Genomic DNA, 15330 nt, shown 5'->3' with positions numbered 1-15330 from the left:
ATAGGCAACAGACCAAACCAAAGTGTCGCGGGATGGAGCAGCCCGGTAGCTCGTCAGGCTCATAACCTGAAGGTCGCAGGTTCAAATCCTGCTCCCGCAACCACTTTTTCCGAACAAGCCGCCTCAGGGCGGCTTTCGTCGTTCTGGGCCAGACCAATCATTGCCGTCAAAGCGCCTTCAAAGTCAATTTGTACGCCGTCACCCTCATGCTGCACCGTGACACGTTCGATCAGGCCCCGGATGATCTCCAACGCCCCGGTGCGGATCGACGGGTCCGATAGTGCCTGCGCAAGATCTCCGACCTTGGAGCGATAAAGTTCGGACAGGTTCGGGTGCAATCGCACCGGGGACGGTGCGGGGTCGGAGAGCTTCGCCTCAAGATCGGCAATCTGCGTTTCGAGCTCTTCCAGCCTGGCCTGAAGACCTGGGGTGCGAATGCCTTCCGCAATCGCGTCATAAAACCCATTCAGTTTGCGCACGGCTTTGTCCCGTTCGGATTGCAGGCGGGTCCGGGTTGCCTCAATTGCGCCGGCTTCCGCGTTGACGGCTGTGCTGAAGGATCTGACAAATGCAGCCACGGCATCGGGCTGCATCAGTCGCTGACGAAGCAAATCCAGAACGGCGTCTTCCAGGACATTGCGGCGAATGGATTGCTTATGGGAACAAGTGCCGAGTTTGCGGGCGGCAGAGCAGGCGAGGTAGTCGCGCCCCACAGTGGCGAGTGGCCCTCCGCAGGTCCCGCAGAATGCAAGACCTGTCAGAAGGTGCTTCTTGCGGCGCTTCTCCCAAAACTTGGTTTCCTTGATGGCTTTGACGCGGGGATCAGCCTCGACCTCGCCTTGCCGCTGCTTGACCGCCTCCCAAAGTTCATCTCCGACGATCCGCAGATCAGGGACCTGCGCGATGATCCATTTAGACGGATCGTTGAGACGGGAAACACGTCTGCCGGTCTCTGGGTCCTTGATGTAGCGCAGCCGGTTCCAAACCAGACGGCCGATATAAAGTTCATTATTGAGAAGACCCGTTCCACGTGTGCGGTGCCCCCTGATGGCCGTGTCACGCCAAAGTTTGCCACGGGGACCGGGAATGCCTTCGGTATTGAGGTGGCGTGCGATGGCTTTCGGGGAATGCCCGTCGGTGAACTCTTGGAACACCCGCCGGACAATCTCGGCTTCCGCTGCGTTGATCACTCGTTCGCCCGTGACGGGTTGACCGTCCTGCCCGAGACGCCGGACGACGTCGTACCCATAACTGTTGCCGCCACCGGAGCGTCCAAGCTCCACCCGCCCGCGCAATCCCCGCCGGGTTTTATCTGCCAGATCTTTGAGGAACAGTTGGTTCATGGTCCCCTTGAGGCCCACATGCAACTCGCTGATCTCGCCTTCGGTCAGAGTCACGATGCCGACTCCTGCAAAGCTCAGGCGTTTGAAGATCGCAGCGATGTCTGCCTGGTCCCGACTCAAGCGATCCAGCGCCTCCGCCAAGATCAGATCAACTCGTCCTTCCTGGGTTGCATTGAAGAGCGCTTGCAGCCCGGGGCGCAACATGGACGCGCCAGAGACCGCCCGATCCGAATAGGCGTCTACAACGGTCCAGCCCTCGCGTTCTGCCCGTTCACGACACAGTCGCAACTGGTCTTCGATCGAAGCGTCCCGCTGCATCTGGCTGGAGAAACGGGCATAGATTGCGACTCGGGTCATCGACGTACCTTTTTCTTCTGGTTGATCAGCGCCGCGTAATCCCGGCCTGCTTCAATGGTTTGGGCGTGGATATAGTGATGCTCTGCCGTTCCGAAGCTCGTATGGGCCAATATTGGCCGGATCAGCTTTGCGTGTTCCGGAGAAGAGCGCGCCAACGTCGTTGCGGCGGCATCCCGGAAGAAATGCGGCGGGATACGGCGACCCGTCAGCTTCAGGGTCTGCTCCGCGATCCGGGGGCTCAGCGCGGCTTTCTTCAAAGGAGTGCCAGACCGGCCAACCCACAGGACATTGTGATGTTGTTGGCCACGCTCCATTAAGAAAAGACGGGCTTCGTTGACATAACGGTGCAAGAGCGGCTCAACGCACTGGGGAACATCAGCCTCCCATGGCTGACCAGACTTGGTCAGATCCCCCGGGAGCGCGACGGTTATGGTGTCTGCTGTGACATGCAAGGATATGCCAATTTGAAGGCCTGCGAAGGCGCGTCGACGCATCGGCATCAAAGCCTACATGGCAATCATGGTGCCATCCCGCAGATACATCATTCTGCGAAGCGGTGTTGGTGCTGCTTCTGCATGATCCGTCGCCAGAGACATTCCCGCCTTGAATAGTACCTCGCTGGATAATACACGCCCAATTTTGCGATCCCGATCACCCCGACCCGCGGCGCGCTTCAATCCCGTTTTTAGCTTTCGTTGCCCAGACCAGTCCTGCGTCGGATCCGCTGCGGATAGGATACGCAACACGCCATCAATGAACATCAACCGGGTCATCGGCCGGGTGTGTGAGAGGTCCTGAAGCCATTCGGACAAACGAGGCAGGGTGGCGCGTCGCGCTGGATGCAGTCTGATCGCCTCCGTATCGCTGTTAATCAGCCATTGCAGCCAACGGGCATAGCGCAACTCCAAAGTCTTCAACGAGGTTGCGCGCAGATGAGCGAGGGCGCCGCAATCGTCAAGCGGGCCACCTTCTGTCTGAAGGTTGAGCCACATATCCCGGTCTTGCACGGGCCAATCAGACAGAGGCAGAACAAGGCTCATCAGCGACGCCCTTTCTTCGCGTCGATCAGGTCGGCAAAAGCACGTGTTGCCGAACGTGCCTCAAGACCGGAGTACATGTTGATGGTGTGGCTGACCTCGGAATGCCCAAGCAACCGGCGTGCAACCTCGTAGCCCCCAGGGTTGGCGTCGAGCCAGTTCATCACCGCAAAATGGCGAAACAGGTGGGCGTTCATCTCCAATCCCGTTTCCTTGCGGATCCGTTTGGAGATGCGTGCCGAAAGGGCGTTCGGGTCGATTGGGCCACAACTCTTTCGGCGTGGAAACAACCACGGCGTTCCCGCGAGGCAGAGTTCCGGACAGCGAGATTTGAGGTGCAAGTCGATCATGCGCACGACATCGCGTGGGATCTCGAACTCGACAGGACGCTCATTTTTTGTCTCGTCGTCTTCCAGAACCAGGTAGACATGCTCATCACCCGGGCGGCGCAAGTGCCGTTCGAGGTGGATGCCAGCCAGGTTCTTTACGCGAACCGGGCAGACCAGCAGAATGGCGATGGCGAGCGCGTCTTCGCGGGCCAGAGCCCAGCCATACGGCTTGGACGTGCCGCGTGGTCGCGCGAAGATTCGTTCAGGCAAGAGCAACAGCCGCTGCTGGTGCCGGTCGTCCTGCAACACGCGCAGCCTGCTTCGGTTCTTTGGGGTCATGCCATTCTGAGGTTTGATCGCCAGACGCGCGGCAAGCCCGGCCAGTGCGTCCCGCGTGTCATCGGGGGCATGAAGTATCCGGGCCAGGTTGCGGAGCAGCGCGGCAATCTCGCTGATCATCTTTGTGGTCTGGTTGTTGGTACGTGTCAGCATCTGGCGCAAACCAAGTTCAGCCATCACCGGATCGATCAGGACATCCAAACCGCCGATCTCCGTGATTGGGACACCGGAGTGAACCAGTTCGGAGGCGAACCGAACAAGCTGTCTTTGGTATTGAGACAGGGTTGCAGGACGGAGCCTTTTGTTCTGGCCGTCATCTGCCAGCGGGTCCGGAGTTGCAAGACGATGCATCAGTTTTGCAAGTTCGCTTTGGAAAGGCGTCGAAAATGCTGTCGCGGGAAAGGTGATGACCTTCTGGCGCGCTTCCAGAGGCAGGGTGATCCTGGGCCATTGTGAAATGCGTCGGACCGCCAGGTTCCAGCCGTTAACCGCAGCCCGATATGCAACATCAGGAGATTTGCTGAACTCGTTATGTTCAAGCGCTTCTCGATAGGCCGTGGCATGATTTGAACATACGTTGGAGGGCTCAATGCCCTGCCGGTTCAAAAAATGCACGAAGCGGCAGAGAGCGGGTTGCAAAGTCTTGTCGCCGGATGCCAGCACATCGGTCCAGAGCGCTTGCCAGCCGGCAGACAGATCATCGATCCGGTTGAAGCGCCGTTCAACAAGCCCGAACTGCGCAAGGGCGGCACGCGCATCACTGACCGCGTTTTGCCAACTCTTCGGTGCAAGACCGAGTGCTGCCGGTGTGACTTTGGACAGACGGGGCTGCAACCAGCGGCTATCGCAGGGCACATCCTCTGGCGGCAGCCCAAGGACTTTGGCCACGCGGCGCAGACCGGAGATCATGTCGCGGCGGCGTCCGTCCGACAGAGACCTCTCGGAGCGCAGTTGGTCGATGACTTCGGCAAACATCGGAGTGTCGACTTTGACGAAGGCAAGTGTCAATGGAACGGGGCTCTGGCTAGTCATCGGGATTGCGTTCCTTTGGACAGATCAGGTCTCGGGTGGACGGGTGTGGACAGGTGGTCCGATTCGGGAAAAGCGTAGCACAGAAAGTCCGCAACTTACGGTGATGGCCTCTTCCCGAATAGTTATTAACACATTGACATTAATGGACATTAATGGACGCGTTGGTCTAGCGGAAATGGGCCTGCCGGTAGGCAGCATGCGCTGCCGGATCGATGCGGATGAGGCGACCGCCAGGGCCGACCCGGATGACGTCGAGCAGGCCTGCTGCAATGGCACGGCGCACCGTCTTCTCGGAGCAATTGTCCAGTTCAGCGATGTCCTTCACCGTCAGCAGCTGGCGGGTTTGTTTTTTCATTGCATTGATCCGTGGCATCCTGATGCGCCTCCTTTTGGTCAGAGGCGTCCCGGCCCAGTTCCCGTACTGCCTGGGCAGCCAGCAATCGGACCAATTGGTCAATCGCTGTCTCAACCTGCGTGCGCGCGTGGTCGTCAGAAGGGGGTATGGCAGGAACGCGTGTCATGCCATGACCATGACAACGCAGGCTTGCTCATTCTAAGTGTATTGATTGCCCGATTCCGGCGGGGCCCAACGCTCCTTCTCTTCGCGCCCAAGCTTGTCGCGAAAATCGTCAATATCCACTCGGATCGTCTCACCGCTCAGGTTTTGCCCCGGCACGGTGATCATCTTAACGACAGCCTGTATAAAGTTGACGAGTGGACCTTGCCGTTGTCCTCCGGGGCGACCGTCTGAATATGTCGAATAGGTTAGGGGGCGACCGGCATCTTTCCAGATATAGCAGCAGCTCTCGACGATGTACCGACGGCGTTTGTCGCGCGAGAACCGCTTGTCTCGTGGCGACATCTCTGCAACCGCGCCGGGCGTCGCACAGATTCGCCGAAGGTCATCTATGACGTCCTGAGTGAATGTCGTTGCGGTCTCAAGCTTGTCGAGGACTTGGTCAAGAAGCTCTCCATCTTCTGGCGTCGCCGCGAAATAAGTCGAAAGCGAACCCAATGCGTTCCGGAGTTCTTGGGGACCAATGGAACTCTGTTTGGCTTTCCGCAAAAGTTGCCTGAGGTGCTTTTGACCTCGTTCAATCGCTTGCGAGCGTCGGACCTCAGTCAGATTGATTGCGATGTCGTCGTCGCTATTGAGGCAGTTCCCAAGAAGCGCAGAGAGTTCGCGTACGAGCTTAGTTGGCAGGTCAAACTGCTCAGCCAAGCTCCCGATCATGTCGTCGGAAAGAGCGCCGCGTTCTCCGTAACAGCCAAGCTTCCATGACATCGAGCTTTTGATCCCATCCATGTGCGGATAGACGGAATAGTCACCTTCAGTATCTGCAACGTCTCGATTGCCCGTCAGGCCGCTGTCGGCGTTAGCGCTCATGTTTTTCTCCGTTTGCACATTCTAGGGTCTGGTCGCACATCCAAAAGCTTACGTGCATCAAGGCAGTAACGTTTGCTCCGAAAGCGCTGGTTGAGACGAGGCGACCCCCTCAAAGGTTGCACACAAACAAAAGAACAGGAAGAGAACAATTTGGGTAGCCGCTGTGTCGAGCCGCTGACCGGAACCGCCTGCGCTATTGGTGGGCTACGGCGCTTCGGGTCAGCTAAGGTTTGTACAACTTGCGGCCGCGCGAAACACAAAGATCCCCCAAAAAAAGCAGATCAATACACTTAGTCAGCAAGAGCGCAAAATCGGACGTTACGGGCTGGGATGGGCCTCCCCGTCTCCGTTGCGCCCGGTTTATTCTTGCTGCTTTCCCTGGTGAACGATCAAAAAAAAGCGGTGACCACGGTACGTTCACGACCGGCCTCCAATTGTGAACTATGGTTCGGGGACTACCCCATCCCGCACCGACGCGGCTCCTTCTGGCCCGGTGCAGAAACGCGACTACGGAACCCACCGGACGACGGTCGTCTTCAGACACTTGTCGGACCGGGGACTGCCGAGACCGAGCGCGGTCAGAGCGGGGCAGGTGAGAAGCCTGCGGGGAAGCGGCTGGCCTCCGATAAAAGGCATCGCGCGGATACGAACCTGAAAGCGAAGGGCCTTCTCCCGCAAGACCGGGGGGAAGGAGCGGGGGCCGGATATTGCCTGAAAAAAGGCAAGGTGAAGAGGCGCTTTCAGTGAGTTCCGCAGAATACCGTACACAGCGGGTTCTCTAGCACACAACCCCAAGCCAATGGCTGTTTTGAGTAACCAGCCAACCATTCAGGCAACCTGCAGAGAACAACCGCTAAGAGCCCATATTTCCCCGATGCTGCATGCGGCACCAGCGTCGGCCATGCCGACCGTGCGGACTTTCGCCGCGAGCGCAAAGTCCCTGAGGGCATGTACGCAGAAGCGGTTCAGGTGGGCGGTTTCCGGAGCTTGGTCGCGGATACTGCCTAAGGCGGCATTGTGAATTCTCAAATTCATACTTCAGTGTTAGCATTTTCGAATGTCGGACACTTGCAACACTACCAGACTGGAACGTCCGATCTCTGGAAACGTGAGCGCGCTCGAAAAATCGTCGACAAGGAGAACCATGATGCGCCTGGCATTCGCACTTTGCATTGCCCTTGCAGTCCCGCTGATGCCCGCCAATGCCAGGGCGCAATCGGCGAGCTTTCAGGAGCGTATAGCCGGTGCCGAGGTTCGATCTGGAGTCTTCGACCTCTACCAAAAAGACGGCGATCTGTTGCTTGCGATACCGCGCGACATGTTCGAACGCAGCCTGATCTGGTACGCCGAAGTTTCCGGATATCCCACCGACGCAGTGGCATTCGGCGGAAACGCCTTGGGGGCCCGCCTGATCCAGTTGGAACGGCGGCCCGATCGGGTCATGGTGCGGTCCCTTTCAGGGACCTCGTTCGAAAAGGTTTCGGGCGATCCCTATTACACTGGCGGACGTGACAAGCTTCGCCCCGTGAACCTCGCTGTGGAACGCGCCAACCTTGGTCCCATCATCGTCGATTTCCCGATCCTCGCGGAAAGCGACACTGGCGCCGTACTTGTGGATTTGCAGGAGGTGTTCGGGGGCGATATCGTCGGTTACTCGGTCGCCGCCCAATTGGCATCTACCGGCCTCGCTCCCGGGCCGAACGATCCCGACCGATCCTACGTTGCTGAAGCATCAGTTTATCCCGACAACCTCTTTGTCCGCTCGCAACTGACCTTCGAGGCGACCGATCAGGCCGGGCTGGCACAGCCGATTTCAGTGGAAACGGCGCATTCGATTGCCGTATTGCCGGAAACCCCGATGGAGCGTCGCCCCTATGACGACCGGGTTGGATTTTTTTTCACCGAATATCTGGTTTTTGAAAGCGAGTTCGGCGATGTGCAATCACGCGACCGCGCTGCCCTTCGCTTCCGCCTGGAACACGCCGACCCGGATGCACCACGCCCGTCGGACCCGGTTAAACCGATCGTTTTCTATCTATCCCGTGAAATCCCTGATCGGTGGCGTCCCTATATTCGCCAGGCAGTGGAGGACTGGCAGACCGCCTTCGAGGCTGCGGGGTTCACAAATGCAATCATAGCGCGTGACGCGCCAAGCCGGGATCAAGTCCCGGACTGGTCCCCGGAAGATGTTCGCCACAGTGTGATCCGCTGGGTTGCACAGCCGGTGCAGAACGCGATGGGGCCGAACATTCACGACCCCCGGTCCGGCGAAATTCTCTCCGCCCATATTCTGGTTTGGCCGGACGTAGTGAACCTTTTCAGCCGCTACTACTATTTGCTGATGCACCGGACCGATCCCGCCGCGGGCAAACTGCCGCTGCCGGAGGAATTGCAGGGGCGCATCCTGCGGTATGTCGTGTCACATGAGGTGGGCCATACGCTCGGGTTGCGGCACAACCACCGCGCATCGACGGCCTGGTCGACGGCACAGCTCAGGGACCCGTTATTTACTGCGGAGAACGGCAGCACGTCATCCATTATGGCCTATGGGCGGTTCAATTACGTGGCGGAGCCGGATGATGGCGTCACGCAACTCATTCCTATCATTGGCTCCTACGATAGGCACGCCATCCGATGGGGGTATTCTTCCGATGTCGACGCAGAGGAGCTTGATTCCATCGCGGCGGAAGCCGAGGAGCGCCCCGAACTCATTTGGGGAGCAGGCGAACGTGGCGAGGAGTATCTTGCTCAGTTTGATCCCCGTGTTCAGACTGAGAACATTGGGGCAGACAGGATCCTGGCTACGCGCGCGGGGATCGCCGCGCTGCACGCGAGCCTTGCGGCGTTACCCCTGGCAGTAGAGGACACGCGCGATCCACAAGCCGTGCTTGAGGAGACCTACGGAGACGCGCTCAATCGCTATGTCGGTATCGCTGGAAGCGTCGGCAAGCTGATCGGCGGTGTTACACAGACCTCCGGCGACGACCGACCGTTCGCCTATGTAGACCCTGAAGAGCAGAGGCGGGCCGTAGAGTTTCTCACCGGTGAAGCTATCCATGGCCTCAATGCTTTCGCTGACCCGGACTTGCTCGGACGTTTTCGGCCGATCGGAGGGTTGACTTCGGTCGAAAACGCAGCGGCGCAGATCATGAACGAAGTTCTGAACCGGAAGAGCGTCAGGATGGTTTACATGCAACGTCGGCTCCTGGGCGACACAGCCATGTCGCTGCAGGAATACGTCTCGCTGGTCACCGAAACACTATTGAGCGATCTGCCGTCAAAGGAACTGGTTTCGCCAGCGCAGAACGGTGCAATTATAGCCTATATCGACATCCTGACCGACCTAACCACCGAGGATGGCAATGCCGAAGATCTGGTCGCACTGGTCGATGCCGAGTACCCCTTGGAGGTTGCCATGGTCACAGCTGGCGGACTGAAAGGAACCTCCATCGGGGAGATAGCGAGCGCGGAACTCGAACGTGTGAACGCTATGCTGGGTAAGGGTCTTTCCAAACAAGGCGAAGAGGAGCAGTAGCGGTGCTGGCTCGTCGGTCCAGCGCAGGGATTGAAGGCCCAGAAAGAACCCATTCTGTTTGACGAAGTCTGATGGCGCGCTAAGCTGATCACTACTGAAATTTGAAAGGACATTTTTAATGCTAAAAACTATCGGCGCCTGCCTTACATTGATGGTTGCAGCCAATGCTGCCCAAGCCTTTGACAGGCAGATAACCAACGCCCTCAAGACCTGTCACGACTACCTGTGGCAAGTTCCCGAGTTCGCGGATCTGCCCAATGCTGCGATTTCGGTGTTTCCCGCTTCGGAAAACGGCGACACCATCGTCGTGAACTGGAATGTCAACTGGGACCAGCCGACAATTCAAGCCGCGGGCAACTGCACGGTCATCGGCGGCAATGTCGAAGGGTTCGAGGATTACACCAAGTGACATCGCAAAATAGACGAGCTCTGGCACCGGCAATTGTCATCTGCCTGAGTGTGCTAGCCGCCTGCGACGCCAGCGAAGACGAGGTGCGGACGGCCGCGACCATCGGGGCCTCGGCTGCGCTTGCAGCGGAGGTCGCTGAGGAAACCAACAAAGCGACCGATTACGATGCGATCGCACAGGAAGCTGTCGCCGATGTGGATACATCCGATTTCGATGTGCTTACGAAATAATCGCGTTGTACAGAGGCCGGATGAGCTATGAAATGGCTGGTATGGACTGGGACCTTGTGCTGTCTGGCGCTTGCGGTCGTCGTCTTGGCCGTTCCACAGGTTCGGTTTCTGTTCTTCGGGCTTCCGGAGCAACGGCTGGAAGGTAGCGCAGTTTCCAAAGCCGAAACAGGATCGGCGCCTGTTGCCGAGGCGACCCGAGTTCAAGTGGAACAGGCGTTGCGAGATGCGGGCCTGAGCGAAAAGCCACTTCTGGGCGACATTTCTATCTCCGGTCATCTCGCCCGCCTCGATGACGGTGTGGTCTCATCCCAGCAACTGATGGAATATGCCGCGGGGCTCAGGGTGCTCGCTCTTCGAACCGGTGATTTCGGCCGCCAGATTCCATCGACCTTCTGGGACGTGGATACCGACCAGTTGCGCGCAGATGGTTGGGATGCTTATCGCGTTGTCGACGCGCTTGCGTCAGTAGAGGGCGAACCATACCTTGAAGCGCTCGGCGGCGCCTACACCCGGTTTCACGCCTTCAAGCTGGCCGAGATGTCAGGGGGCGGCACTGATGACACGGCGCTCGACACGGCGCTTGACCTGTTCCAGGCAGCAATCAAACTGACTGAGATAGTTCCGCCGGAGCACATGCTGGAGACTTCGGAATACATTCGCGGAAGGGAGCAGGCGGCGCTCTACCTCTGGCAGCAATTGATTGTGGGGTCCTCGCGCCGCAACCCACTCACACATATCAAGCTGTTCAACCACGGATTCACCACGCGGTTCCATGTTGGAACGATCTGGCAATATGAAACCGGGACCGCATTGGACAACTCATCGATCTGGGGCGTTTCCGGCTTTGCACCTGAATTCGTTGGCCCGCCGGAGAACAACAACCAAGTCGAACACATGTCGATCAGCATGACGGTTCAGGGCATCCTGCGAGAGCCGCTTCTGGTCCTTGAGGCCTTCGAGGAGTTCGAGACCCTTTCCGGATCGGCCACCGCAGCCGAGGCAGCTGCCGACGACGCGTTGAATGCTGCGATCCAGCAGGCGTTCATTCCCGGTTTCGAGGACGATCTTCCGTCGGCAGTTGCTGCGCTGCGTGAGCAACTACATGAGCGCTAATTGATTCAATCGCCAGTAATATCTGCAGCTTGCAAAAACGGTTTATGAAACCCACCTGTAACCAGCACATTTTGCCGAACAAGGTGCCCTTAGCGGTCGTCCGCTTTGAGTTTTGACTAACGGCCGCACTGCGTCGTTCGCTACACGCGGAGTTATGTTGCACTTGCGAAGCCGCCACAATACGAGAAGGCTGGCAAAGCTCAGTTGGCCGACGTCTAGTTGAGTCTGGTGAGCGGCGGGTTTGTCCGCATCTTAGCTGTTCGGGACTGACTAGGTGAAAGGCAGGTGCTCCGGTAATCTGCCATTCACGCTTGGCGCGGCGAAGATTTCAGGAGAGCCCACTTTGACCGATGCTGCGCGATCCCCCAATTACAGCAATGCGCAGGATAGGGACCATTGCATAGTTTGAGGACGGCCCAGAGCGGACTTTTAAGTAGCGCGCCGAGAATGGCGGCTTCGAAAGCCACAGCGAACAAGCAAGCTGCCCAACCCGGACGATGTGCGCCGCTACTCGGTGTGTCACACCGCACGGATCTCGAGTTACTCGCGACCGACGTCGCGCCTACCTTGGTGGCGAGTGTGTGAAAGGCACTGCGGGTATTGAACGAAACGGGCGTTGCGTTGTTCGAACGTTGGCTTTGGCAACTGGCAAGAAGGTCAGACGGGCCTTAACGTGGCGCAACACGTCAGACACCGAGACTACGGACCAGAAATGAAATCCGAGATTCCAAAACACAGCGCAATCTGGGGACAGATCATTGTCGGTGAGTTGAAGAAAACAGGCCTTTCCGAGCGGGATATCCGAAAGGAGTTCGGGATAACCAGATCTCAACTCGAAGACCCGGATGCTCGCTGGTCCTTCGACAAGACTGCCTGGTTGTTTGAAAAGGCGAGCGCTTTGACCAGGGACGACCTTGTCGGATACCGCCTGGCACAGTCGCCGGACCTGGTCAGGAAGGCCGGGTTGCTCGCCTATGTCGGCGTTTCGGCACCTACCGTTGGCGGTTACCTTCGAAACATCACCCGTTTTCAGCGCGTGATCGGTGACGCGAGCAAGACGGCCATGGAAGAAGGCCCGGAAACCACCCGGCTGACCTGGCACTACGATGTGCCAGCAAGCATTCCGACCGGGCAATATGCCGAGTTTGGAGCCGTTGGCACGGTCTTCGCCCTGCGGGACTACTCCAATCGGCAAATCCGTCCGACGCATGTTCGGTTCGCGCATCAGCGGCTGACTGGCACCGAGGCCCTCGACAGGTTCTTTGGCTGCAATGTCCTGTTTGGTGCCGCGGAGAACAGCATTGCCTTCAAGGCGGCTGATATGGATGTGCCGCTGTTGACGGCCGACGACAACTTGCAGCGGACGCTTTCGGTCATTTGCGAGAACACGCTGGCTCGGATGCCGCAGACACCCAACAGTGTGGCCCGGGTTGTTGAGAGGCAGATCACGGCGCGTCTTGCAGCCGGCACGGCCCAGCAGGACGCAATTGCGGCGGAACTTGGGATGAGCGCCCGAACGCTGGCCCGCCGACTGACCGACGAGGGCACGAGCTTCGCAGCGGTCGTCGCCAATCTGCGAAAGGCTCTGGCCCGGGACTATCTGCTCAACAGCACGCTTCCGCTCACCGAGATCGCCTATCTTCTCGGATATAGCGACGCCAGTACCTTCAGCACGGCATTCCGAAGATGGTACGGACAGCCCCCCAGCGACTTCAGGGAGCAGCCAGCAACAGAAGCGCCCCTGGCATAGGGCGAACGATCTGAGTAGAGGCCGGACTGCTCGGATCATAGGCCCGCACTTTCACGTTTCTCCGTCTTCCTGAACCACCCTGACGCAACAAACCCGGCAGGCATGAGGCCTAACGGGTTTGAAGCAGATGCCGGATCTCTCCAGCGTCGGTTGGAAGGGGTAAACCGTTCCGGTTGTCTCGTTGCGGGATCAGCGCTTGTGCTTGTTGCCACCCTTCTTGCGATCGTCCTTGCGATCGTGACGATCCCGGTCTTCGGCGATCTTGCCACCGAGCGCACCGGCGGCTGCGCCGAGGGCCAGGCCGTCCTTGGCGTCGCCGCCGGTGATTTCGGTCAGCACGGCGCCGGCCACAGCGCCCTTGAGGGCTTTCTCACCGATGTCACCGGCATTGGCGGCCATCGGGGCAGCGAGGGCGAGTGAGGCGGCAAGGGCGGCGAATACGGTGTTCTTGAGGGTGTTTGTCATCGGTTCCAACCTTTCTGACGGTGGCGACCTCCGTGGCCGCCTTCTGTGGAAAGATCTAAGCGAACCGCCATGCCCCCGCTTGAGAGCATCCGACAGCTTCATTGGAATGGCTGACATTGCAGAGCAACAAGCCAAATTCGACGGTTGTTCTGCCGTCAAGACTTTCGCCTGACGCAATGCCAATCATCCAAGGGGTCGCCTCCTTGGCCGCGATGGCTGCATGGGCCGTTCCGGCGCAGGCACGACACTCCCAACCAGACGGCATTCTATCCGCCGCTACTCAGGTCAAAGATTGATCCGCAGCCTCAAGCCGAAAACGGTCGTGTCCTGATCGTTGAAGCCCGGGTTGATCATGTGCTGGACGTCCGCCGTCAGGGCGACATTGTCCGACAGGTCCAACCGATAGAAGGCCTCCATTGTGGTCTGGGTGTCGAGCGTTTCATCTACCGGGTCCGCAACGGTCGCGCCAAACCCAAAGAGGTCGTCATAGAGGCCCGGCCGCCATAGAAGTCCAGCGTTGGCTGCGCGTCGGGCGATCGGCGCCTCACCCTCCGACCAGCCGAGGCGTCCGTAGATCATGAATTCCTCGTTGATCGTGTGGTTGGCAGACAGGATCGCCCCGTAGCTCTCCGGCACGCCTGCCTCGGTGCGTTCATCGACGTGAAATACCCCGAGGTGAACGTTGGTTAGAAAGCGCTTCGAGCGTTCGGGCGTCCATCCGATCTCGGCGTATTTGTAGAACTCGGGGCCACCGGGAAACCACTCGACATCGGTCAGCGAGCCGTTTGCATCCGACAGGACACCGAGGGCATAGATCTGGTCGGTCAGGAAACCGCCCCCCGCAATGCCGAAGCCGGGATCGGGGATCGGCAGGACCGGGCTGAACAGGATCGAGAAATTGGAGAAAGTCGTGCGTGGGTTCACGTAGCCGAGGATGTCCGAGTAGTCTCCCGGATCGATCCGGCCGGCCACGAAACCGGCCTTCCCGCCAGCGAGCGTCTGGGACCAGTAGGCGACGGAGAGGGTCGTGTCGGTGTCACTGAATGTCGTTGCGGTGACGCCCGCATAGCCGATTTCCCCGGCAAGCCCGCTTGGCGCGATGTCCGTGCCGAGCAGATGGCGGTTCTCCAATGTGAAGACCAATTGCCCGGCATTTTCGCCGCCGCGATTGAGCAGCGTCCACTGGCCCAGAATGCGCGCCTGGCCCAAGGCGGCCTCGTCGATATCGGTCAGGCTCTCGGTCGCGGACTGGTAATAGGCCTGGTAGTCGAAGGAGAGGTTCAAGCCGGTGCGTTCGGCAAAGCGTTGCCGCGATGCCTCCATGGGGTCCAATGCCGCATCCAGCCCCGGCCAGCGAGAGTCCTGCAACCGCCGCACTCGGTCTTGTTCCAGTTGGGCCTGCGTGGATGCCGGGCCACCGAGCGAGACCGCTGCGGCGGCCTCCAGGGCGGACGTTGGCCGGCTTTCCTGCGCCAAGGCTCCGGTTGATAACCAGAAGCCAGCGACGATGACCGTACCGAGAAGCCTTGCCTGTCCCATATGAGGTCTCTCTTGTTGCTCTTGATTCTTCTTCGGCCCGCTCATGCAAGTATCGCCAGTACGACATCCCGGCCCGTCCAGAGGACGAAGGCCGAAAGCGTAGCCGTGATCATGGCAGGCACACCGTCTTTCCAAGTGTCCCAGATCAGATGACAACCGATTGCGCCAAGCGACGTGCCCAGAAGGGCAGCGGCCCCGAGCGGCCCGAGCAAGCTGCCTTGAAACCAGATCGCCACCGCCCCGAAAAGCTCGACACCACCGACAAGCGCCATGATCTGACGGTTCAGCCCGTATTTGACGAACATCGCCAGTTGCGTTTCGAAGATGAGCTTCTGCCAGCCAAGGATCTTGATCGAACTGGCGAAGAGAAAGAAGGCGGACAGCAGGCCAATGGCAACTATTTGCATAATACGACTCCGCCGACACACACAGGGCTGAAGTTCATTTGATGTTCCCTTCTGGATC

General features: G+C 58.9%; 14 protein-coding genes and 1 tRNA gene. 6 read left to right on the top strand and 9 right to left on the bottom strand.

Going from position 1 to position 15330, the window contains the following annotated elements; all coding sequences use genetic code 11:
- Positions 1-26 precede the first annotated feature (26 nt).
- A tRNA-Met gene (locus ACR0FC_RS18495) sits at positions 27-103 on the top strand.
- On the opposite strand, the gene ACR0FC_RS18490 is transcribed toward ACR0FC_RS18495, so the two are convergent.
- The 6 genes from ACR0FC_RS18490 to ACR0FC_RS18465 all read right to left on the bottom strand — a co-directional run bounded on the left by ACR0FC_RS18490 (position 60) and on the right by ACR0FC_RS18465 (position 5824).
- Positions 60-1661 (bottom strand): recombinase family protein, encoded by a 1602-nt coding sequence (locus ACR0FC_RS18490; protein ID WP_254437852.1) that lies wholly within the window; start codon positions 1659-1661, stop codon positions 60-62. The two genes, ACR0FC_RS18495 and ACR0FC_RS18490, sit on opposite strands and share 44 nt — an antisense overlap.
- Positions 1662-1696: 35 nt before the next feature.
- Positions 1697-2194, bottom strand: coding sequence for a tyrosine-type recombinase/integrase (locus tag ACR0FC_RS18485; RefSeq protein WP_480656827.1), 498 nt, complete (start codon positions 2192-2194; stop codon positions 1697-1699).
- 12 nt (positions 2195-2206) lie between these two features.
- Entirely contained in the window at positions 2207-2740 is a 534-nt protein-coding gene (locus tag ACR0FC_RS18480) for a hypothetical protein (RefSeq protein ID WP_170342843.1), read from the bottom strand.
- A complete protein-coding gene (locus ACR0FC_RS18475; RefSeq protein WP_170342841.1) occupies positions 2740-4413 on the bottom strand; it encodes a site-specific integrase in 1674 nt (557 codons plus the stop codon). The genes ACR0FC_RS18480 and ACR0FC_RS18475 overlap by 1 nt, the downstream gene beginning before the upstream one ends.
- A gap of 190 nt (positions 4414-4603) precedes the next feature.
- Positions 4604-4792, bottom strand: coding sequence for a helix-turn-helix domain-containing protein (locus ACR0FC_RS18470; RefSeq protein ID WP_254437851.1), 189 nt, complete (start codon positions 4790-4792; stop codon positions 4604-4606).
- Between the two features lie 198 nt (positions 4793-4990).
- On the bottom strand, positions 4991-5824 hold the full coding sequence (locus ACR0FC_RS18465; RefSeq protein ID WP_170342838.1) for a sensor histidine kinase: 834 nt from the start codon (positions 5822-5824) through the stop codon (positions 4991-4993).
- A 1147-nt stretch (positions 5825-6971) separates the two neighbouring features.
- Between ACR0FC_RS18465 and ACR0FC_RS18460 the strand changes: the two genes are divergently transcribed.
- From ACR0FC_RS18460 to ACR0FC_RS18440, 5 genes are all read left to right on the top strand, one after another.
- Complete coding sequence (locus tag ACR0FC_RS18460; RefSeq protein WP_170342837.1) at positions 6972-9359, top strand: zinc-dependent metalloprotease; 2388 nt, start codon at positions 6972-6974, stop codon at positions 9357-9359.
- A 118-nt stretch (positions 9360-9477) separates the two neighbouring features.
- The gene (locus ACR0FC_RS18455; RefSeq protein WP_170342835.1) at positions 9478-9768 is read left to right on the top strand and encodes a hypothetical protein; all 291 of its coding nucleotides are present in this window, start codon (positions 9478-9480) and stop codon (positions 9766-9768) included.
- Positions 9765-9998, top strand: a complete 234-nt coding sequence (locus ACR0FC_RS18450) for a hypothetical protein (protein ID WP_170342834.1) — start codon at positions 9765-9767, stop codon at positions 9996-9998. Before ACR0FC_RS18455 ends, ACR0FC_RS18450 begins: the two co-directional genes overlap by 4 nt.
- Positions 9999-10082: 84 nt before the next feature.
- The gene (locus ACR0FC_RS18445; protein WP_170342832.1) at positions 10083-11111 is read left to right on the top strand and encodes a hypothetical protein; all 1029 of its coding nucleotides are present in this window, start codon (positions 10083-10085) and stop codon (positions 11109-11111) included.
- A 712-nt stretch (positions 11112-11823) separates the two neighbouring features.
- Positions 11824-12861 (top strand): AraC family transcriptional regulator, encoded by a 1038-nt coding sequence (locus ACR0FC_RS18440; protein WP_170342831.1) that lies wholly within the window; start codon positions 11824-11826, stop codon positions 12859-12861.
- Between the two features lie 189 nt (positions 12862-13050).
- Here ACR0FC_RS18440 and ACR0FC_RS18435 read toward each other — a convergent pair whose 3' ends face one another.
- The 3 genes from ACR0FC_RS18435 to ACR0FC_RS18425 form a co-directional block, all read right to left on the bottom strand.
- Positions 13051-13326 (bottom strand): hypothetical protein, encoded by a 276-nt coding sequence (locus ACR0FC_RS18435; RefSeq protein ID WP_170342829.1) that lies wholly within the window; start codon positions 13324-13326, stop codon positions 13051-13053.
- Positions 13327-13611: 285 nt separating this feature from the next.
- Positions 13612-14865 (bottom strand): carbohydrate porin, encoded by a 1254-nt coding sequence (locus tag ACR0FC_RS18430; RefSeq protein ID WP_170342828.1) that lies wholly within the window; start codon positions 14863-14865, stop codon positions 13612-13614.
- Positions 14866-14906: 41 nt separating this feature from the next.
- The gene (locus ACR0FC_RS18425; protein WP_170342826.1) at positions 14907-15272 is read right to left on the bottom strand and encodes a DoxX family protein; all 366 of its coding nucleotides are present in this window, start codon (positions 15270-15272) and stop codon (positions 14907-14909) included.
- Positions 15273-15330 lie beyond the last annotated feature (58 nt).

The sequence above is a fragment of the Ruegeria sp. BB9 genome (genome assembly GCF_056539345.1).
The sequence above is the reverse complement of the archived record's forward strand: the minus strand, read 5'-3'. Positions and strand labels throughout refer to the sequence as shown.